We start from the raw sequence: 656 nt of genomic DNA on the forward strand, positions 1-656 counted from the left end.
TACCGACGACTGGGCATCCACACCGACATCTACCAGAGCGGGACCATCGTCACCGCCGACACCGGCTTCGCCAACGAAGCCAACGCCCGCTACCTGCACCAGCACCAGATCAACGGCTATATCCCGGACAACCAGTTCCGCCAACGCGACCCGGCCTTCGCCGAGCAGAAGGCCAAGTACGGCAAGCGTCACCAGCACACCCACAAGCCGGATCAAAAGCAGATCATCCCGGCCAGCGAATTCCACTTTGATCCAGTCAACCTTACCTGCGATTGCCCAGCGGGCAATCGGCTCAGTTACCGGGGCAGCCGGGAGGATGACAACGGCACCCCAAAAGCCTATTTCGAAGGCCGCCTACTGCAGTGCCGGCATTGCCCGAAGAAACACCGGTGCATGCACAACCCCAGTAGTGCCGACCACCGCCACGGCGCAGGCCGACAGGTGAGCTTCCCCCTGGAGCACAAGCGCCCGCCCAACTACACCGACTGGATGAAGCACCGGGTGGACAGCGCCGAAGGCAAGCGGATCTACAGCCACCGGATGTCAGTAGTGGAGCCGGTATTCGGCAACATCGCCACGACCAAGCGCCTTAGCCGGTTCAGTTTGCGCGGCAAGCGCAAGGTCCAGGGCCAATGGCAGCTCTACTGCCTGGTGCA

1 protein-coding gene is annotated in these 656 nt (G+C 62.3%); it reads left to right on the plus strand.

The window, feature by feature from the left end:
• Window positions 1–656: transposase (locus tag AC1RQI_RS16970; protein ID WP_481905793.1), on the plus strand; the 656-nt coding region annotated here is incomplete at both ends.

The organism is Salicola sp. AFF1 (genome assembly GCF_056783195.1).